13 protein-coding genes and 4 pseudogenes are annotated in these 15896 nt (G+C 49.3%); 12 read left to right on the plus strand and 5 right to left on the minus strand.

All coding sequences use genetic code 11. The features are described 5' to 3' along the window. Positions 1 to 3: 3 nt before the first annotated feature. Complete coding sequence (locus O1722_RS25215; RefSeq protein WP_024130061.1) at positions 4 to 378, minus strand: hypothetical protein; 375 nt, start codon at positions 376 to 378, stop codon at positions 4 to 6. Between the two features lie 55 nt (positions 379 to 433). Here O1722_RS25215 and vapB point away from each other — a divergent pair, with 55 nt between their 5' ends. The 6 genes and pseudogenes from vapB to O1722_RS25245 all read left to right on the plus strand — a co-directional run bounded on the left by vapB (position 434) and on the right by O1722_RS25245 (position 3570). Further along, positions 434 to 664: a type II toxin-antitoxin system VapB family antitoxin gene (vapB, locus tag O1722_RS25220; protein ID WP_001261276.1), complete on the plus strand. Its 231-nt coding sequence runs from the start codon at positions 434 to 436 to the stop codon at positions 662 to 664. Continuing rightward, positions 661 to 1077 carry a type II toxin-antitoxin system VapC family toxin gene (locus O1722_RS25225; RefSeq protein WP_000754566.1) on the plus strand — a complete coding sequence of 139 codons (417 nt, stop codon included), beginning with the start codon at positions 661 to 663 and terminating at the stop codon, positions 1075 to 1077. The genes vapB and O1722_RS25225 overlap by 4 nt, the downstream gene beginning before the upstream one ends. Before the next feature lie 203 nt (positions 1078 to 1280). Then, a pseudogene (locus O1722_RS25230) lies at positions 1281 to 2194 on the plus strand (IS3 family transposase); the annotation flags it as partial. 224 nt (positions 2195 to 2418) lie between these two features. Further along, a pseudogene (locus O1722_RS25235) lies at positions 2419 to 2619 on the plus strand (IS110 family transposase); the annotation flags it as partial. A 22-nt stretch (positions 2620 to 2641) separates the two neighbouring features. Beyond that, positions 2642 to 3064: a hypothetical protein gene (locus tag O1722_RS25240; RefSeq protein WP_032446862.1), complete on the plus strand. Its 423-nt coding sequence runs from the start codon at positions 2642 to 2644 to the stop codon at positions 3062 to 3064. An 8-nt stretch (positions 3065 to 3072) separates the two neighbouring features. Continuing rightward, positions 3073 to 3570: a hypothetical protein gene (locus tag O1722_RS25245; protein ID WP_032446861.1), complete on the plus strand. Its 498-nt coding sequence runs from the start codon at positions 3073 to 3075 to the stop codon at positions 3568 to 3570. Between the two features lie 146 nt (positions 3571 to 3716). Here the strand turns inward: O1722_RS25245 and O1722_RS25250 are convergent. Together O1722_RS25250 and O1722_RS25255 are read right to left on the minus strand one after the other, a co-directional pair. Continuing rightward, positions 3717 to 4042 (minus strand): annotated as a pseudogene (locus tag O1722_RS25250) (Tn3 family transposase); the annotation flags it as partial. A gap of 475 nt (positions 4043 to 4517) precedes the next feature. Beyond that, positions 4518 to 7523, minus strand: coding sequence for a Tn3-like element Tn3 family transposase (locus O1722_RS25255; RefSeq protein ID WP_001143760.1), 3006 nt, complete (start codon positions 7521 to 7523; stop codon positions 4518 to 4520). 163 nt (positions 7524 to 7686) lie between these two features. Here O1722_RS25255 and O1722_RS25260 point away from each other — a divergent pair, with 163 nt between their 5' ends. From O1722_RS25260 to O1722_RS25270, 3 genes are all read left to right on the plus strand, one after another. Continuing rightward, positions 7687 to 8244 carry a recombinase family protein gene (locus tag O1722_RS25260; RefSeq protein ID WP_001235713.1) on the plus strand — a complete coding sequence of 186 codons (558 nt, stop codon included), beginning with the start codon at positions 7687 to 7689 and terminating at the stop codon, positions 8242 to 8244. A gap of 182 nt (positions 8245 to 8426) precedes the next feature. After that, entirely contained in the window at positions 8427 to 9287 is an 861-nt protein-coding gene (locus tag O1722_RS25265) for a broad-spectrum class A beta-lactamase TEM-1 (protein WP_000027057.1), read from the plus strand. A gap of 921 nt (positions 9288 to 10208) precedes the next feature. Then, positions 10209 to 11612: an ISNCY-like element ISKpn21 family transposase gene (locus O1722_RS25270; RefSeq protein WP_001567368.1), complete on the plus strand. Its 1404-nt coding sequence runs from the start codon at positions 10209 to 10211 to the stop codon at positions 11610 to 11612. 28 nt (positions 11613 to 11640) lie between these two features. Here the strand turns inward: O1722_RS25270 and O1722_RS25275 are convergent, their stop codons facing one another. After that, positions 11641 to 12273, minus strand: coding sequence for a DUF6904 family protein (locus tag O1722_RS25275; protein ID WP_001567369.1), 633 nt, complete (start codon positions 12271 to 12273; stop codon positions 11641 to 11643). A 74-nt stretch (positions 12274 to 12347) separates the two neighbouring features. Between O1722_RS25275 and O1722_RS25280 the strand changes: the two are divergent. The 3 genes and pseudogenes from O1722_RS25280 to aph(3')-Ia form a co-directional block, all read left to right on the plus strand. Next, positions 12348 to 12719 (plus strand): annotated as a pseudogene (locus O1722_RS25280) (IS5/IS1182 family transposase); the annotation flags it as partial. A 31-nt stretch (positions 12720 to 12750) separates the two neighbouring features. Next, positions 12751 to 13719 carry an IS5-like element IS903B family transposase gene (locus tag O1722_RS25285; RefSeq protein WP_013815099.1) on the plus strand — a complete coding sequence of 323 codons (969 nt, stop codon included), beginning with the start codon at positions 12751 to 12753 and terminating at the stop codon, positions 13717 to 13719. 160 nt (positions 13720 to 13879) lie between these two features. Beyond that, on the plus strand, positions 13880 to 14695 hold the full coding sequence (gene aph(3')-Ia, locus O1722_RS25290; RefSeq protein ID WP_012695470.1) for an aminoglycoside O-phosphotransferase APH(3')-Ia: 816 nt from the start codon (positions 13880 to 13882) through the stop codon (positions 14693 to 14695). 136 nt (positions 14696 to 14831) lie between these two features. On the opposite strand, the gene O1722_RS25295 is transcribed toward aph(3')-Ia, so the two are convergent. Then, positions 14832 to 15725 carry a LysR family transcriptional regulator gene (locus tag O1722_RS25295; protein WP_012695469.1) on the minus strand — a complete coding sequence of 298 codons (894 nt, stop codon included), beginning with the start codon at positions 15723 to 15725 and terminating at the stop codon, positions 14832 to 14834. Positions 15726 to 15896 lie beyond the last annotated feature (171 nt).

Raw genomic sequence — 15896 nt, forward strand, 5'->3', positions numbered from 1 at the left:
TAATTAAATTACCTGACGGCCGCTCTGGCCGGATCCGACTTTTATGTTATTCCACAGTTTCCGGAAGTGTACCACGCACACGGAATAACCACAGCGCCCTTTCAGGGTGGTGAGCGGCCGGTCACGGGGCAGGGGAGGGGCACAACATATATGGTCACTGACAGCTGGAAACACCGCTACATCTTGTGTTTCCGGGCCGCTGCGCGCCGGCGGGGCTGAATCAGATCCGGAACTGCCTTTTTTCGGATCTGAGCGGGAAAAGTGAGAAACCAACATAGGTGTAACATATCCATATGCCGGGCATCTGCATAGGCAAAGCATACGCATATACCTACCATCTGCATATGTAACACCTATACAAGCCGGGCTTGCAGGCATATACTTCACCTATGCGGGAATACTCCCTGGCACACTCAGCATATGAGGAAAAACCATGCGCACAGTTTCGATATTTAAAAACGGCAATAACCGCGCCATCCGTCTGCCCCGGGACCTGGATTTTGATGGCGTCAGCGAGCTGGAGATCGTCCGGGAAGGGGACAGCATCATTCTGCGTCCCGTCCGGCCGACCTGGGGCTCGTTCGCGCAGCTGGACAGGGCCGATCCGGACTTTATGGCGGAGCGTGAGGATGTGGTCAGCGATGAAGGACGCTTTGAGCCATGAAGAAAACCTGGATGCTCGACACCAACATCTGCTCGTTCATCATGCGCGAGCAGCCGGCAGCGGTGCTGAAGCGCCTGGAGCAGGCGGTGCTGCGCGGTGATCGCATTGTGGTCTCGGCCGTGACGTATGCCGAGATGCGCTTCGGCGCCACCGGCCCGAAGGCCTCGCCGCGCCATATTCAGCTGGTCGACGCGTTCTGCGCGCGCCTCGATGCCGTCCTGCCCTGGGACCGCGCCGCGGTGGACGCCACGACGGACATCCGGGTGGCGCTGCGCCTAGCCGGGACGCCGATCGGCCCGAATGACACGGCCATTGCCGGGCACGCCATCGCGGCGGGCGCCATCCTGGTGACGAACAATGTGAGAGAGTTTGCGCGGGTCCCGGGCCTGGTGCTGGAAGACTGGGTGAAATAATCCCGTAATAATTTCCGTGACGGAGACGACAGACATGAATGGGCTTTGTTGAATAAATCGAACTTTTGCTGAGTTGAAGGATCAGATCACGCATCCTCCCGACTGGATTTGCCCCTATATTTCCAGACACCTGTTATCACTTAATGGAGTGACCCCGAGCCCGTAGACAAATCTGCCCTATAGTTTGAGCATAGGAGGAGTCTATGGGCACATCACGTTTTACCCCTGAATTTAAGGAAGAGGCCGTCCGCCAGATCACCGAGCGGGGCTATTCTATTGCTGAAGTATCTGAACGGCTCGGCGTGTCGGCGCACAGCCTATATAAATGGCTCCGGGCTGTTAAGCCTGACAACAGTGGACAGCAGGCACAGGATTTACTGGATGCCAGAACAGAAATTCTCAGGCTGAAAGCACAGCTTAAACGCACTGAGGAAGAGCGGGATATTCTGAAAAAGGCAGCGCGGTACTTTGCAAGGGAGCCCGACTGAAGTATCGCTTTATCAACGATCACCGTGAAATCTGGTCGATCGTTACAATGTGTCGGGTCCTTAAGGTTGCCCGTGCCGGATTTTATGTCTGGCTCCATAACCCTGTATCTGCCGGAGAAAAGGATAACCAGCGACTGCTGGAACTCATCCGCGACTCCTATACGCTGAGTGGTGGAGTTTACGGTTATCGCAGGGTTCATGGCGATCTTCGCGAAATTGGCGAAGTGTGCAGCAGAAACCGGGTTGCCAAAATCATGAGGAAAAACAGGATTCAGGCTATACATGGTTATAAAGTGCCACGCGGGAGCCGGGGACGACCGTCACTGATAGCGCCTAATCACGTGCGGCGTGAATTTACTGTAGTGAAGCCCAATCAGGTGTGGGTCACCGACATCACCTACATCCGCACCTGGCAGGGCTGGCTGTACCTGGCAGTGGTTATCGATCTTTTTGCCCGTAATGTGGTGGGCTGGTCGATGAAGCCGACACTGTCGCGCGAGCTGGCACTGGATGCGCTGCTGATGGCGGTCTGGCGACGTAAACCTGAAGAAAACGTCATTGTGCACAGCGATAGTAATAATGCCGATGTCAGTCTTTACCACCACTTAGTTTGCCGTTTAACCAGATTGGTGTGATTACTGATGCAGTGAAGACCTTCCCGCATCCTGACTCACACAGCGATCGACCTTTTGTGTCCTGCCCTGGACCCGTCGGTTGCCGGAAGCGCCTTCATGCGAGGCATCTCCTCACCGATGCGCGTGACTCAAGAAGGGCCTGACGGCTTGTCTCGTTACTGTCCTGTCCGGGTTATCTGTCTGGAGATTCAACTCTGTTTCCTCACAGGAGCTCTGTCATGGTTGATAAAGTTACCGAAGCTGCCGTTGTGGGTGGCGTGGATACACATAAAGATTTGCACGTTGCCGCTGTCGTAGATCAGAACAATAAAGTCCTTGGGACTCAGTATTTCTCCACAACACGACAAGGTTACCGGCAGATGCTGGCATGGATGACCTCGTTTGGGACATTAAAGCGAATTGGTGTTGAGTGCACAGGTAGACGACGTTACTTTACCGCTAGTGTTTGATATTGAAGAGCTTGGTGAGCGTACCCCTTATCCGAAATTTGAACGTACGAATGAATTCTGCGAGTTGTTTACGACCTTAAACCGAGATGTCTTTGATCCGCTTGGCGTGGAGTTTGGTATGCGTACCATTCGACAGGGGCTTAACTACGTAAGTTTGTTTAGCGATGTAAACGACAATAAGTCTCTGGCCATCAACAACTTTATCGTTCATAAGGTGCTACCAAAATTCACATTTGATGGTGATAAGCAAGTAGGCGATTACAGTAAAGCTGAGCTTGTTAGCCGTGTATTCTTGCCTCGCCTTGAGTCGCTGTTGGATAATCAAGCAGAGATAACGGCGGAGTTTTCTTGCACCAAATCGGTAGAGCGTTTGGTTAAAACGGCTGAATCGAATGATGGCGTTGTGAACTACTAGGCGTAATCATGGAAGCTCCATTCGTTATCAAGTTTATCGAGACCAAATGGCACGATAAGCAAACCTTAGTCAGTGTTAGCGAGTCGGAGTACTCGCTAAAGCTTGAGCAGACGGGGAACAATGCATTTTCCGCACACACCACCATCTACCCTAAGGTCGATGAGCTACGTTTTGCTCAACTTGCGATAAAAACTAAGCAGGGTGATCAGTCTCCGCCTTACATTGTCATGCCTAATGGTGATAGAAAGCAGTTAGAGTCGATAACCGATCCCGCATCTAATGCTGTGTGGTGGGTTGAGCCTGCTCATTGGGACGCAAAACAACGGGTGTGGCGCAGTGAAGCGAGGCGAACGGCTGGTCAGATCACGTTTGTTATTGGTAACTCGACACTAAAGCTTGATATTGATATCTCCGAACAGACCAAAGATACGTGCTCTGATCCTTCAACTCAGCAAAAGTTCGATTTATTCAACAAAGCCGTCTCCCGTATGACGGGTTCTATTTAAGATGATGTTAATTTCAGTATCTGTTATTACAGTTGGGTATCGGTGATGCTGCCAACTTACTGATTTAGTGTATGATGGTGTTTTTGAGGTGCTCCAGTGGCTTCTGTTTCTATGGGGTCAGTTTGGATATCGAAAATTATTGTACGTTAAGGTCGTTTTTTGACCTTTCTACTTTAGCTGGCCTCAGCCGACGAAACTTACCGGAGGCCGGTATTCTGTTGTTTTTCCAGATGTAATCGCCTGTCAGATTGATATGCTCCCAGCCTAACGGCGACAAATGTGACAGCAGTTGCTCGTTGATCTTCACCCCTTTACGCTTCAGGGCATCGACCGCTCTTTCCATATACACTGTATTCCACAGCGAGATAGTTGCTGTCAGCAGCGTCAGTCCACTGGCGCGGTAGCTCTGATTTTCCGGTTTACGATCCCTGATTTCACCCAGACGGTGCAGGAATACCGCGCGCGCTAGAGAGAGCTCCCATCGCTGCGCGACGGGCCCCAACCGGAGAACCAAGTTAGTTACAGCATTCAAATGAAAATTCATCATAAAACCGGCGCCGGTTTGCCAGCCAGGAGCCCCTCCCCACCACTGAAAAGCGCCGCCGCCCCCGGCCGAAGGCCGGGAGTAGTGTCGCTTTTAATGATGGGTGTTGTAACTACTCTTCGTCATCTCTGTGAGTAGTGTCGCGGTAAGTTCTGGGATACACGCTCGTAAGCGGCCCTAACGGCCCGCTAACGCGGAGATACGCCCCGACTGCGGCTGTCGCCTTGCCGGGACCACTCCGACCGCGTACAGAGGCATCTGAGCCGTTTTTAGCGGGTATAGCTTTGCAGGGAAGGGGGTGGGTGAGGCAGAACCTGTCAAAACAGCAGCCGGCTGCGCCGGGCGACGGCGCCATTTACCCGCAGTACTCGGGGTCTGACGCTCAGTGGAACGAAAACTCACGTTAAGCAACGTTTTCTGCCTCTGACGCCTCTTTTAATGGTCTCAGATGTCCTTTGGTCACCAGTTCTGCCAGCGTGAAGGAATAATGGCCGAGCATATTGATATGTCCGTGGCAAAGCGGGGAGAGGCGTGCGATATCTTCATCATTCAGTGTTTCACCCTGCGCCCGGAGATGATCCAGGGCTGCCTGCATATAAATAGTGTTCCATAACACGACGGCGTTAGTGACCAGCCCCAGTGTGCCCAGTTGATCTTCCTGACCGTCGGTATATCGTTTTCTTATCTCACCTTTTTGACCGTGACAGATGGCTCTGGCAACGGCATGGCGACTTTCTCCCCGATTAAGCTGGGTCAGAATGCGCCGGCGGTAATCTTCATCATCAATATAATTAAGCAGATACAGCGTTTTGTTGATGCGCCCCACTTCAATGATTGCCTGAGTCAGTCCGGAAGGACGTTCACTTTTCAGCAATGAACGGACCAGCACTGAAACCTGTACTTTGCCCAGCTTCAGGGAGCCAGCGGTCCGGATCATTTCGTCCCACTGAAGGACTATTTTTCGGGGATCTGATTGCCCTCTGGCAATATCATTCAGCACGCCATAGTCGGCATCATGGTCCATTCGCCAGAAAACCGAAGCACCGGCATCAGCCAGGCGTGGAGAAAACTGGTATCCCAGCAGCCAGAAAAGGCCAAAGACAAGTTCGCTGGCACCTGCTGTATCGGTCATAATTTCGGTTGGATTCAGCCCGGTCTCCTGTTCCAGAAGACCTTCCAGCACAAAGATAGAGTCCCTCAGCGTCCCCGGTATAACGATGCCATGAAAGCCGGAATACTGATCGGACACAAAGTTGTACCAGGTGATCCCTCTGTTATTACCAAAGTATTTGCGGTTCGGTCCGGCATTGATTGTTCTGACTGGCGTAACAAAGCGCATTCCATCTGCAGATGCCACTTCTCCTCCACCCCATATCTGTGCCAGTGGCAGCGTTGCCTGAAAATCAACCAGTCTGGCATTAGCGCTGGTGATAGTTTCAGCCCGCAGATAGTTCGCTTTTGTCCAGTTCAGCCGGTGTCGGGTCAGTGCAGGAACATTTGATCTGATCAGTGGTTCCAGACCGATATTGCAGGCTTCAGCCATCAGCACGGCGCTGATGCTGACGGGCAGATCATCAACTCTGGCACTGGCTTCACTAGCATGGAAAAACTCATCAGCAAATCCGGTATGGGCGTTAATTTCGAGCAGCAACTCCGTTAAATCCACCGGAGGGAGTAGATCACTGATCATTTTGCTCAGTCGTTTCAGACTGTCCGGCTCATCAAGACTGGCGAGGGGAGAAATTGTCAACCGGGGCTTCGGGCCAGAAACATCGAGTTCGACAGCCTCATTTTCGCAAAGACGTGCAGCAACCTGTCTGTAACGACTATCAAGCTGATGACCCAGAGATTTTATTGCTTCCTGCGGGTCTGTCGGGTGCCCCAAAGAACGATAAACCTTAATCCGGTTTGCCTGCCAGTCAGCACCCTGTAGTAATCTTGCACGAGGATCTCCCCACCGGTTACTGCCGGTAACGTAGACATCCCTCCGCCTCAGACTATCCTGCAGTTTACTGAGAAAGCAGAGCGTGTATCCCCTGCGGGTGATATGTTTTTCCTTGTTAATCACCAGCCGTTTCCATGACCGACTGATAATTTCCGTTGGTGCGTCGTCAAAAAACTGCCGCCGTGAGCTGAACTCCCGGCTGAGGTAGTCACAGGCATTCAGAGTGGTAACCCCGGCAGGTGCGGATGAAAATTTAACGGTATTCAGCAGATGGGGCAGGAAACGACGAACGCGCCCGTACTGCTCCACCATTTCTTCATGAAAATTATCGTCTGAGGGCCGGGCAATTTCACGGACAAGCGTGATGATTTCAGCCAGCTTTTGCCTTGGGATGTAGCTGAACACCTCAGCACGAATCGATTCGTCCGGTGTTTCTTCTTTCAGCAGGTACGAACATGCGCTGGCGAGCGCCAATGCAGATTTATCCAGATCCTTCAGCGAGCGGAGCCGTTTTTTCTGCCCAATCTTTCTGGCGTCACGGATGATAACGGCCAGCATGGCGTCCAGAACGTCCAATGCATCATCCAGCGCCAGCGTTTCCCATGCAAGGACAAAGGCAACCAGAACCGCCATCCTTTTCTGCGGTGACATCCTGGCAATATTGAACACCGAAGTCATACCAGCATAACGTGCGAGATTTTTCAGGCGCACAGCCGGGAGTGTACTCAGGTTTTCAGCATGCAGGCCAAAATCGTTCAGAGTTTTCCAGCGTTCAATTGCTTCATTAAACGCCGGACCACTGATGGTCACAGGGCCCTTTTTCAGTGATTCCAGTAAAGACAGGCGGCTGCAATCAGTTGGCCCCAGCAGCATCTCCAGCTGTGAACGCTGTTCGGCTGACGGTATCAGTGCCAGTTTGTTCCACAGGCGCAACGTCGCCTTTTCCCTTACCTCTGAAATCAACCGGGTCAGCGTAGTGGCTCCGGGGAGAATAATACGATGTTGCATAAGCCACCCTGTCGCCAGATCGAAAAGCAGGCCAGGACGTTCGTTGCTTATCCAGCTCCGGGTATATAAAAGACGGGTAAGGCGAAATGTCCAGGGCCAGGCAAATTCACGATACTGATAGTGCTGACGTATCAGCGCTGCATGCTCACGGCGGGTATTTTCCCTCTGACCGTATTCTGCAAGAACGGTGATATCACGAATCCCGAGCTGTCTGGCGGTAAAATGCCGGACGCCGGAAGGAATATGATTCATATCGGTGAGGAAGGTGCCCAGAAAACGGACACATCCAATTTGCAGGGCAATGCCCAGACGGTTGTGATCACCTCTGCTTTTTCCGATAAATTCCTTGTCTGCTTCATCAAGGTGAAAATATCGTGCCAGCTGAAGCTCATCCGGTTCACCGGTGAATCTGCCATAGCTTTCAGTCTGCTCAGTGGTCAGAAAGTCAACGGGCATATCGGCCTCCCTGCCTGACGGGCATTTAGTAACATTTTTCCAACCGTACGAAATGTTATAAATTATCGGACATCGTAAAACTGTTACATTAATATGTCTATTAAATCGTAAATTTGTAATAATAGACATGAGTTGTCCGATATTCGATTTAAGGTACATTTTTATGCGACTTTTTGGTTACGCTCGGGTCTCAACCAGTCAGCAGTCTCTTGATCTTCAGGTCAGAGCACTCAAAGACGCAGGTGTGAAAGCAAACCGTATATTTACCGATAAGGCATCCGGCAGTTCAACAGACCGGGAAGGGCTGGATTTGCTGAGGATGAAGGTGGAGGAAGGTGATGTCATTCTGGTTAAGAAGCTCGACCGTCTTGGCCGCGACACTGCCGATATGATCCAACTGATAAAGGAATTTGACGCTCAGGGCGTGGCAGTCCGGTTCATTGATGACGGGATCAGTACCGACGGTGATATGGGGCAAATGGTGGTCACCATCCTGTCGGCTGTGGCACAGGCTGAACGCCGGAGGATCCTAGAACGCACGAATGAGGGCCGACAGGAAGCAAAGCTGAAAGGAATCAAATTTGGCCGCAGGCGTACCGTGGACAGGAACGTCGTGCTGACGCTTCATCAGAAGGGCACTGGTGCAACGGAAATTGCTCATCAGCTCAGTATTGCCCGCTCCACGGTTTATAAAATTCTTGAAGACGAAAGGGCCTCGTGATACGCCTATTTTTATAGGTTAATGTCATGATAATAATGGTTTCTTAGACGTCAGGTGGCACTTTTCGGGGAAATGTGCGCGGAACCCCTATTTGTTTATTTTTCTAAATACATTCAAATATGTATCCGCTCATGAGACAATAACCCTGGTAAATGCTTCAATAATATTGAAAAAGGAAGAGTATGAGTATTCAACATTTTCGTGTCGCCCTTATTCCCTTTTTTGCGGCATTTTGCCTTCCTGTTTTTGCTCACCCAGAAACGCTGGTGAAAGTAAAAGATGCTGAAGATCAGTTGGGTGCACGAGTGGGTTACATCGAACTGGATCTCAACAGCGGTAAGATCCTTGAGAGTTTTCGCCCCGAAGAACGTTTTCCAATGATGAGCACTTTTAAAGTTCTGCTATGTGGTGCGGTATTATCCCGTGTTGACGCCGGGCAAGAGCAACTCGGTCGCCGCATACACTATTCTCAGAATGACTTGGTTGAGTACTCACCAGTCACAGAAAAGCATCTTACGGATGGCATGACAGTAAGAGAATTATGCAGTGCTGCCATAACCATGAGTGATAACACTGCTGCCAACTTACTTCTGACAACGATCGGAGGACCGAAGGAGCTAACCGCTTTTTTGCACAACATGGGGGATCATGTAACTCGCCTTGATCGTTGGGAACCGGAGCTGAATGAAGCCATACCAAACGACGAGCGTGACACCACGATGCCTGCAGCAATGGCAACAACGTTGCGCAAACTATTAACTGGCGAACTACTTACTCTAGCTTCCCGGCAACAATTAATAGACTGGATGGAGGCGGATAAAGTTGCAGGACCACTTCTGCGCTCGGCCCTTCCGGCTGGCTGGTTTATTGCTGATAAATCTGGAGCCGGTGAGCGTGGGTCTCGCGGTATCATTGCAGCACTGGGGCCAGATGGTAAGCCCTCCCGTATCGTAGTTATCTACACGACGGGGAGTCAGGCAACTATGGATGAACGAAATAGACAGATCGCTGAGATAGGTGCCTCACTGATTAAGCATTGGTAACTGTCAGACCAAGTTTACTCATATATACTTTAGATTGATTTAAAACTTCATTTTTAATTTAAAAGGATCTAGGTGAAGATCCTTTTTGATAATCTCATGACCAAAATCCCTTAACGTGAGTTTTCGTTCCACTGAGCGTCAGACCCCTGCTCCTCCAAGCCAGTTACCGCGGTTCAAAAGAGCCTCAACTCTTGCGAACCTTCGAAAAAGCCACCTTGCCGGGTGGTTTTTTCGTTTACAGAGCTAAGAGATTACGATTCTCCCTAAATGATCTCAAGAAGATCCGTTTAAAAAAGCGGGTTTTATGGTTGGATGAAGTTCGTCTTACCCAGTCACATATTAGATTTATTTGAATTACTACTAGGTTTCGTAAGCCATGCAAGAATTCCTGTAACTAACAAAATAGGCCCTGCAATGTACGTAACATAGACTCCAACATACGACACTGTGAAACATATGAGTACGTATATAGCCAGTGTTGTCCAAAAAATGACTGCCGTTTTACAGTGAATCCACTCTTTCATTTTTCAATAAATCCCACACCGTCTGGAGATCTTACTATCGTTTTACCAGGATTAGCTTTCGCCCAAACCAAAGCATCTTGAAAAGAAGAGAATTCTTTTTCGAATTTTTAGCTTTTTGGCGCTCATCTCGAAAATATTCGCTGTTATTCTCATCAATTATCCGATCAAAATCAGCACCAGCTCCGTAGGTACGCTCAAAATCCCCCATTTCCTACCCCCATAAATTTAATAGAAAAACAGATTTAAAATATCCAACAGACACTCTTATTTACCATAACATCTCTTGGACGCACCCTCTGATGTAATGGCTCAATAGTAATGTCCGCCTGTGGCTCAATTCAGATGTCCGCGCTATGGTAAGCTTCACTGGTCCGTTTAAACTACCGGGAGGCATATCATGAGCGCAGAAAGCTCAGGAGTGTTTACTTTGAAAGAGATCAACCGGATCAAGATTATACAGGACGTCATTGAACGTCGCATCACAACGCGCCGTGCGGCCGAGCACCTCGGTATCAGCGACAGGCAATGCCGCAGACTTCTTGCCCGTTACCGTGAAGGCGGACCGCTTGGTATGGCCAGCAGACGATGTGGCATGCGTGGTAACCGCCAGTTGCCACCCGGGCTCGCAGATCAGGCTCTGGAACTGATCAAGACGCGTTATGCTGATTTCGGTCCGACTCTGGCGCGTGAAAAGCTCGAAGAACTCCACGGACTGTTTCTTGGCAAAGAAACTGTCCGGCGCATCATGGTGCGGGCTGGCTTATGGGTTCCCCGTAAACAACGTGCCGCAAGGATCCCTCAACCACGGTACCGGCGTCCGTGTACTGGTGAGCTGATACAAATAGATGGCTGTGATCACGACTGGTTTGAAGGCCGTGGCCCGGCCTGCACCGCGCTGGTCTATGTTGATGATGCAACCAGCAAACTGATGGAACTGTTGTTTGTTAAATCGGAGTCCACGTTTTCTTACTTCGAAGCCACGCGGCGCTATATCGATAAGCATGGTAAACCGCTGGCACTGTACAGCGATAAAGCCGGTGTTTTTCGTGTTAACAATAAACACGCCACAGGCGGAGACGGGCATACTCAGTTTGGGCGAGCCATGCATGAACTGAACATCCAGACTATCTGTGCAGAAACCAGTCCCGCCAAAGGGCGTGTAGAACGAGCTCACCTCACTTTACAGGATCGTCTGGTCAAAGAGCTGCGGTTACAGGGCATTTGTTCAATGGAGGCTGCAAATGACTTCGCTGAGGCCTATATGGCTGACTATAACCGCCGTTTTGGCAAAGTACCGCGACATGATTTTGACGTACACCGTGCTGTAGAACATGATGAGGACCTGGGGCTTATTTTCACTGTTCGTGAAAAACGTAAAGTCTCAAAATCGTTGACGATACAATATGATAAAATGTTGTACCTGATTGAAGACAGCGAACTGAGTCGCCGTGCAATAGGTAAATATATCGATGTGTATCACTATCCTGATGGCAGAAAAGAGCTGCGCCTGAACGGTACGCTACTTCCCTACTCTACCTACGACCGACTGTCAGAAATCGACCAGGGCGCGATTGTCGATAACAAGCGTCTTGGCCGAACCCTGGAGTTTATCAGTCTGGTGCAGAGCAAGCGGGATAACACGCGCTCTCAGTCAATTCCCGCTGGAGATGGCCCTTCCCGACGACGGCCAAAGCAGGAAGGGAAGAAATCCCAGCGCTCACTGGATAATGATGACATGCTCGAAGCACTCAAACAGCTTCAGTCACGTTCAGAGGACATTTTTGGTAAAAGAGCCCGCTGATGGTACTCACTGGCCGGACAGTGGTTGCTCACCAGTTGATATTGTCCGGCCAGACCCATGATGTATTATTCATTTCGTTCAGCATCTTTATGTCCTGCTTTTCACGGGCATACTTACCCCATAATGAATGAAAAGAACGAACAATACTGATTAACTGCTTTTTTCTTTGCTCCGGAGATAGGCTGATAAAATAGCAGCACCTGCTGTCAATATTATCCTCAATGAAATTAAAATCAGAGTCTGATGCATATTTTACTGTTAGCATAATATCATTCGACGTTGTTCTCTCAGACTCTGTTAATGCTGATTCTATCAGGTATTCAAAGGCATACATGACAGACAGCTGGTTTTTGTCTGTCTGAATATAACCCATTGAGTTTCTGAGTATTGAGGACTGTACCAGGACCAGAGGCCATAAAAGCTCAACACCATAAAGCTTATATGTATCATGTTGATCATACTGATGTTGCTCAACACGACGATTACCTTCCCGTGCTTTACGAATATCATAGGCAAGGGATAACATAAATCCGTCTTTAACTTTAATCAGTGGGCTTTCATCCACGATGTAATGAATGAGTTCATGTAATTCATTCAGGGCTTCTGAATCTCCCCACAGTATAAAACCTGCATTGTTCGGCGTTAACTCGTATCGAAGCATGGGCTCAATCATCCTGTTGTTTCAGTCGGAGGAAAGTCTATCGGCTTTGTTGAATAAATCGAACTTTTGCTGAGTTGAAGGATCAGATCACGCATCTTCCCGACAACGCAGACCGTTCCGTGGCAAAGCAAAAGTTCAAAATCACCAACTGGCCCACCTACAATAAAGCCCTCATCAACCGTGGCTCCATAACTTTCTGGCTGGATGATGAAGCTATTCAGGCCTGGTATGAGTCAGCAACACCTTCTTCACGAGGCAGACCTCAGCGCTATTCTGACCTTGCCATCACGACTGTGCTGGTCATTAAACGCGTATTCAGGCTGACCCTGCGCGCTGCGCAGGGCTTTATTGATTCCATTTTTTCTCTGATGAACGTTCCGCTACGCTGCCCGGATTACAGCTGTGTCAGCAGGCGGGCAAAGTCGGTTAACGTCAGTTTCAAAACGGCTTTGTTGAATAAATCGAACTTTTGCTGAGTTGAAGGATCAGATCACGTATCTTCCCGACAACGCAGACCGTTCCGTGGCAAAGCAAAAGTTCAAAATCACCAACTGGCCCACCTACAATAAAGCCCTCATCAACCGTGGCTCCATAACTTTCTGGCTGGATGATGAAGCTATTCAGGCCTGGTATGAGTCAGCAACACCTTCTTCACGAGGCAGACCTCAGCGCTATTCTGACCTTGCCATCACGACTGTGCTGGTCATTAAACGCGTGTTCAGGCTGACCCTGCGCGCTGCGCAGGGCTTTATTGATTCCATTTTTTCTCTGATGAACGTTCCGCTACGCTGCCCGGATTACAGCTGTGTCAGCAGGCGGGCAAAGTCGGTTAATGTCAGTTTCAAAACGCCCACCCGGGGTGAAATCGCGCATCTGGTGATTGATTCCACCGGGCTGAAGGTCTTCGGTGAAGGCGAGTGGAAAGTCAAAAAGCATGGCCAGGAACGCCGCCGTATCTGGCGTAAGCTGCATCTCGCCGTTGACAGTAAAACACATGAAATCATCTGTGCAGACCTGTCGCTGAACAATGTGACGGACTCAGAAGCCTTCCCGGGTCTTATCCGGCAGACTCACAGAAAAATCAGGGCAGCATCGGCAGACGGCGCTTACGACACCCGGCTCTGTCACGATGAACTGCGGCGTAAGAAAATCAGCGCGCTTATCCCGCCCCGAAAAGGCGCGGGTTACTGGCCCGGTGAATATGCAGACCGTAACCGTGCAGTGGCTAATCAGCGAATGACCGGGAGTAATGCGCGGTGGAAATGGACAACAGATTACAACCGTCGCTCGATAGCGGAAACGGCGATGTACCGGGTAAAACAGCTGTTCGGGGGTTCACTGACGCTGCGTGACTACGATGGTCAGGTTGCGGAGGCTATGGCCCTGGTACGAGCGCTGAACAAAATGACGAAAGCAGGTATGCCTGAAAGCGTGCGTATTGCCTGAAAACACAACCCGCTACGGGGGAGACTTACCCGAAATCTGATTTATTCAACAAAGCCACGTTGTGTCTCAAAATCTCTGATGTTACATTGCACAAGATAAAAATATATCATCATGAACAATAAAACTGTCTGCTTACATAAACAGTAATACAAGGGGTGTTATGAGCCATATTCAACGGGAAACGTCTTGCTCGAGGCCGCGATTAAATTCCAACCTGGATGTTGATTTATATGGGTATAGATGGGCTCGCGATAATGTCGGGCAATCAGGTGCGACAATCTATCGATTGTATGGGAAGCCCGATGCGCCAGAGTTGTTTCTGAAACATGGCAAAGGTAGCGTTGCCAATGATGTTACAGATGAGATGGTCAGACTAAACTGGCTGACGGCATTTATGCCTCTTCCGACCATCAAGCATTTTATCCGTACTCCTGATGATGCATGGTTACTCACCACTGCGATCCCCGGGAAAACAGCATTCCAGGTATTAGAAGAATATCCTGATTCAGGTGAAAATATTGTTGATGCGCTGGCAGCGTTCCTGCGCCGGTTGCATTCGATTCCTGTTTGTAATTGTCCTTTTAACAGCGATCGCGTATTTCGTCTCGCTCAGGCGCAATCACGAATGAATAACGGTTTGGTTGATGCGAGTGATTTTGATGACGAGCGTAATGGCTGGCCTGTTGAACAAGTCTGGAAAGAAATGCATAAGCTTTTGCCATTCTCACCGGATTCAGTCGTCACTCATGGTGATTTCTCACTTGATAACCTTATTTTTGACGAGGGGAAATTAATAGGTTGTATTGATGTTGGACGAGTCGGAATCGCAGACCGATACCAGGATCTTGCCATCCTATGGAACTGCCTCGGTGAGTTTTCTCCTTCATTACAGAAACGGCTTTTTCAAAAATATGGTATTGATAATCCTGATATGAATAAATTGCAGTTTCATTTGATGCTCGATGAGTTTTTCTAATCAGAATTGGTTAATTGGTTGTAACACTGGCAGAGCATTACGCTGACTTGACGGGACGGCGCTTCCCTACCCTCATGGCCGCCTCCCAGGAATCGACCCAGGTGCTTATCGTGGACATAATCCTTTACTCATAAATTTATCTTATTCCATTATTGTACCTGTCGCGCAAAAGTTGCAGAAAAGCCATAAACGCAGGAGAATCCTGTCGGCGGTGAGGATAATAAATATGGTAGCCGTCAAAATATGGACACCACTCGGTCAGAACAGCAATCAGCTTGCCGCTTTTGATATATCCATCTGCAACATACTCGGGAATATAGGCAATCCCCAGCCCGTCTAATGCTGCATCGAGCTGATGAATCGTGCTGTTCGCAATATATTGCCCTTTGACTTTCAGACTGAATTTCTGAGCATCTTTCTCGAATTCCCAGGCGTACAATCCACTCGTATCAGAATAGCGGACGTTAATGCAGTTGTGGTTCAAAAGATCCTGCGGCTTCCTGGGCTTAGCATAACGCTTAAAATAATCTGGTGCAGCAACAACAAGCTGGCGCCAGTTCTGGCTTATTTTTGCGGCAATCATATCATTATTCAGAACATCGCCCGGACGAATCCCGGCATCAAAACGCTGATCAACAATATCTGTAAATCCATAGTCAATGCCGATTTCAATCTGAATATCTGGGTAGCGACTCAGAAAGTCCGGTAATACAGGACGGATCAAATACTGGATAACATCATCTGCCGCCGTGAGGCGTATGACGCCAGTGGGTTTTTCCCTAAGCTCACTCAACCGACTAATAGCATCATCAACCTGTTCCATTAACGGGCCAACTTCGTTAATGAGCCTTTCACCTGCTTCCGTAGTGGAGATACTGCGGGTGGTTCTGGCCAGCAGGCGGATCCCAAGCCTTTCCTCAAGAGATTTCACCGTGTGGCTGATGGCTGAGGGTGTCACACCTATTTCAGCTGCGGCTTTGGTAAAGCTTTTCAGCCTGGCCACTGTTAAAAAAACCTTTAATTCATCCACACGATTCCTCCTCCTCGGTCCCTACTGGAGACGTCAGCGTACCAGTCTGTCATTAATTATCAAATAAATTTCACAAGTAAGTGAAATTTATGTTGATTAATAAATAAAATTCAAAATGGTACTTTATATTCCACGACGTGAATATGTCCTCGTTGTAGTGACGGCTTTTAA

It is taken from the genome of Enterobacter cloacae complex sp. HYC003_NIDB (genome assembly GCF_056673375.1).